Origin of the sequence: Pseudomonas sp. BF-R-19, assembly GCF_019956445.1 — a bacterium.
GTDB classification, from domain to species: Bacteria; Pseudomonadota; Gammaproteobacteria; order Pseudomonadales; family Pseudomonadaceae; genus Aquipseudomonas; species Aquipseudomonas fluorescens_BH.
Genome location: NZ_JAHBDN010000010.1, coordinates 1 through 3,368 on the forward strand (window position 1 = coordinate 1; position 3,368 = coordinate 3,368).

The window sequence follows — 3,368 nt, forward strand, 5'->3', positions numbered from 1 at the left end:
CTGGGCAGCGGTATTCCTCGGCCTCTTCATTCCAGTGGAAATCGTTACTCGAAAAGCTGTCGTTCTTGCGCTCAGTTTTATCCCACACCGGCACATGTGGCTCGATGTCTTTTTCCTCCACCATCCAGGCCAGCATCGGCGCGGTGCCGTACGCGGTATCGCCGATGAGGCGTTCCGGCTTGATGTCGAACTGCGCATCAACGCGATCGATCATGGTCTTGGTGCTCTCGACCTCGGCCGTGCGATGAGCCGGTGTGGGTTCCACATCCACGATGACGCCGTGCTCGGTATCGATCAGATAATTCGTGGAATAAGCGTAGAACGCTGGGCCGCCTGGAGCAGCGGTCCAGTGAGCCTGAGGATCCGTCAGCGATAGTCGCTTCGGTAGCGTTTCGGCCAAAGCCTCTTCATCAAGTGCCTCAAGGTACTCACGCACGGCGCGGGTGCTCAGGGCCGGATCGCTCCAGTTGACCTGTTCATCACCCGGTACGCCGCGCTGCCGACTCGCATCCGCTTTGATGATGCTGGCGTCCACGGCAAAGCCTTCGCCCTTGACCAGACCTGCGTCCATGCAGCGACGCAGCACTTCATTGAACAACCAGCGAAACAGATTACTGTCCCGAAAACGGCCATGTCGATTCTTGGAAAAGGTCGAGTGATTGGGGACTTCATCTTCAAGGCTTAACCGGCAGAACCAGCGATACGCCAGGCTCAAATGGGCCTCTTCGCACAACCGCCGCTCTGAGCGAATGCCGTAGCAATAGCCCACGATCAGCATGCGAATCATCAGTTCGGGATCAATCGACGGACGCCCAATCGGGCTATAGAAATCGGCGAGGTAATGGCGCAGATCGTTCAGATCGAGACACCGATCAATGCTGCGCAGAAGGTGATTGGCGGGGATGTGATCTTCAAGGTTGAACGAGTAAAACAGTCGCTCCTGCCCACTCGATAACTGTCCCATCATGTTGCGTGCTTCCCTGCTGGCCAATGCAGAGATTTTGCCGCAGGCCAGACAGGGGAGCTACTTTTTCAACACAATCGGCCGATACCTGCCCGTCACGAAGGGCTGCAGTCGACCCAAAGCAGCCTGTCGTAGCTGGCACAGATCCGATGACTGCAGGTTCAGCGCATGTGCACGTAGGTACCCGGCGCAGCCTCAGCAGCGGCATAAGCCCTGTTGCCCAGTTTTGCGGGAGCCTTTTTGCGATCGCCCGAGCGTGCCTGCAGCCACGCCTGCCAGTGGGGCCACCAGGAACCCGGCTGTTGACTGGCAGCTTCCATCCACTCCTGAGCCTCGACTGGCAGGTTACTGCCGGTCATGAAGCGTGCCTTGGGGTTGCCCGGCGGGTTGAGGATGCTCTGGATATGCCCGCTGTTGGACACCACGAACTCGCCCTGACCGCCAAACAGATGCATGGAGCGGTAGCAGGCGTCCCACGGGGTAATGTGATCGCTCAGGCCTGCGATGCAGTAGAAGTCACTGGTGACCTGACTGAGGTCTATCGGTGTGCCACAGACCTCCAGGGCACCGGCGCGGGCGAACGGATTGGTCTGATACATATCAATGAATTCGCCGTGCAGCGTGGCTGGCAGGTTGGTGGTGTCGTTGTTCCAGTAGAGGACATCGAATGCCGGCGGCTCTTTGCCGAGCAGGTAGTTGTTGATCCAGTAACTCCAGATCAAGTCATTGGGGCGCATCCAGGCGAAGACTTTGGCCAGCTCGCGGCCCTCCAGCACGCCAGCCTGCCAGGAACGACGCTTGGCTGCCTCCAGGGTCTTCTCGTCGGCAAACAGCCCGACCTGGGTGTCGGGGCGTATGTCCAACATGCTGACCGCCAGGGTAAAGGCATTGATCTTTTTCTCGTCCAGTGCGGCGTAGTGACCCAACAGCGAGGACATGGTGCAGCCACCGGAACAGGCTCCGAAGGTGTTCAGGTCAGCACTGCCGGTTATTGCAAGAACTGCGTCGATCGCTTCCTTCAGGGCTTCTATGTAGCTGGAAAACCCCCATTCACGCTGTGCCTTGCCCGGATTGCGCCAACTGATGGCGAAGGTCTGGATACCGCTGTCGAGGAGAAAACGGATCAGGCTCTTTTCCGGCGTCAGATCAAACAGGTAGAACTTGTTGATCTGTGGCGGCACCACCAACAACGGACGCGCCTGTACCCGCTCGGTACGGGGCTTGTACTGGATCAACTCCAGCAACTCATTGCGAAACACCACCGCGCCTTCGGTGATGCCCAGGTTGAGGCCCACCTCGAAAGTCGTCTTGTCCACCTGGCTGGGCATGCCGCCGTTTTCGATCAGGTCCCGGGTCAACTGCGAGAAGCCATCCAGAACGCTCTTGCCGCCGGTTTCAAAGAAGCGCTTGAGCGCTAGCGGGTTGGCCAAGGTGTTGGTCGGCGCCATCGCCTCGGTCAGCAGGCCAATGACGAACTGACCACGCTGAGCGTCCTGTTCGCTAAGGTTGCTGGTGCTGATCCAGTCGTTCATCTCCTGGCACCAGGCCAGGTAAGTCTGCATGTAGCGACGGTACAGCGGGTTGTGCCGCCAGGTCTGCTCGTCGAAGCGCTTGTCTGCGGCCGCTGGCTCGAGCTGCGAGCGGTTGAGCAGGACGTTTTTCAGCTCAACGCCGAATGCAGCCATATGCCGAGCGCTATGCACAGGTTGCTTCAACACTTGTCGCAGGACCATGCGGGCGGTGCCGAGCAGGTCGCGCCCGCGAGGACCGAACGCCGGATTCAGGCTCAACGTGTGCATGGCAGATTGCTGGGAGAGGTCTTTATCTTTCTTGTTCATTGTGACACTCCGGTAAGGCACCCAAGACGGGCGCCCGGACGTTATAGGGCTGCTGGCAAGCGATCGGGTTGTGTGCCGGCCGGGCGGGCGAGCCGCAGAAGGGCAGGGCAGACCGCACAGATCTTGAGGAGCAGTCTATAGACGGGGGAGTGGCCAACATTTCATTTGACGACAACGCTTTTTCACTTCATGACAAACCGTGACCTTTGATCCGGGATTGTGCATGGCGATGTTAAAGCGCGTAATTGCATCGCACATGACCACCAGATTGCATTGCTACTGAACAGGCATTTGCATGCGTGGTGACCACCGTTTGCATCCGGTTGACCAATGCACGCACAAGAGACGACCGCAAGCGAGTGGCCATTAGTAGATCGTCATGAGCGGCAACGGCAGCTTTTTGGCCGATCGTTGCCTGTCACGAAGGGCAGAAAACGACCCAGGCTGTGTGAAAACGCCAGTGTTTGTCTAACCTTCTGATCGTCTAGATCGTATTGGGGGCGATCATGAAGCGATTCATTGAAGGTGAGGCTCGGACGCAAGTCACGTTGCTGCCTGAGTGCTTG

The 3,368-nt window shown here is 58.3% G+C and carries 3 protein-coding genes; all 3 read right to left on the reverse strand.

Going from position 1 to position 3,368, the window contains the following annotated elements; translation table 11 throughout:
• The coding region (locus KGB28_RS00230) for a transposase (protein ID WP_223441006.1) at window positions 1-967 on the reverse strand (967 nt) is incomplete at its 3' end.
• Window positions 968-1,125: 158 nt separating this feature from the next.
• The gene (gene phaC, locus KGB28_RS00235; protein ID WP_223441008.1) at window positions 1,126-2,802 is read right to left on the reverse strand and encodes a class II poly(R)-hydroxyalkanoic acid synthase; all 1,677 of its coding nucleotides are present in this window, start codon (window positions 2,800-2,802) and stop codon (window positions 1,126-1,128) included.
• Window positions 2,803-3,179: 377 nt separating this feature from the next.
• The coding region (locus KGB28_RS00240; protein WP_223441010.1) for a hypothetical protein at window positions 3,180-3,368 on the reverse strand (189 nt) is incomplete at its 5' end.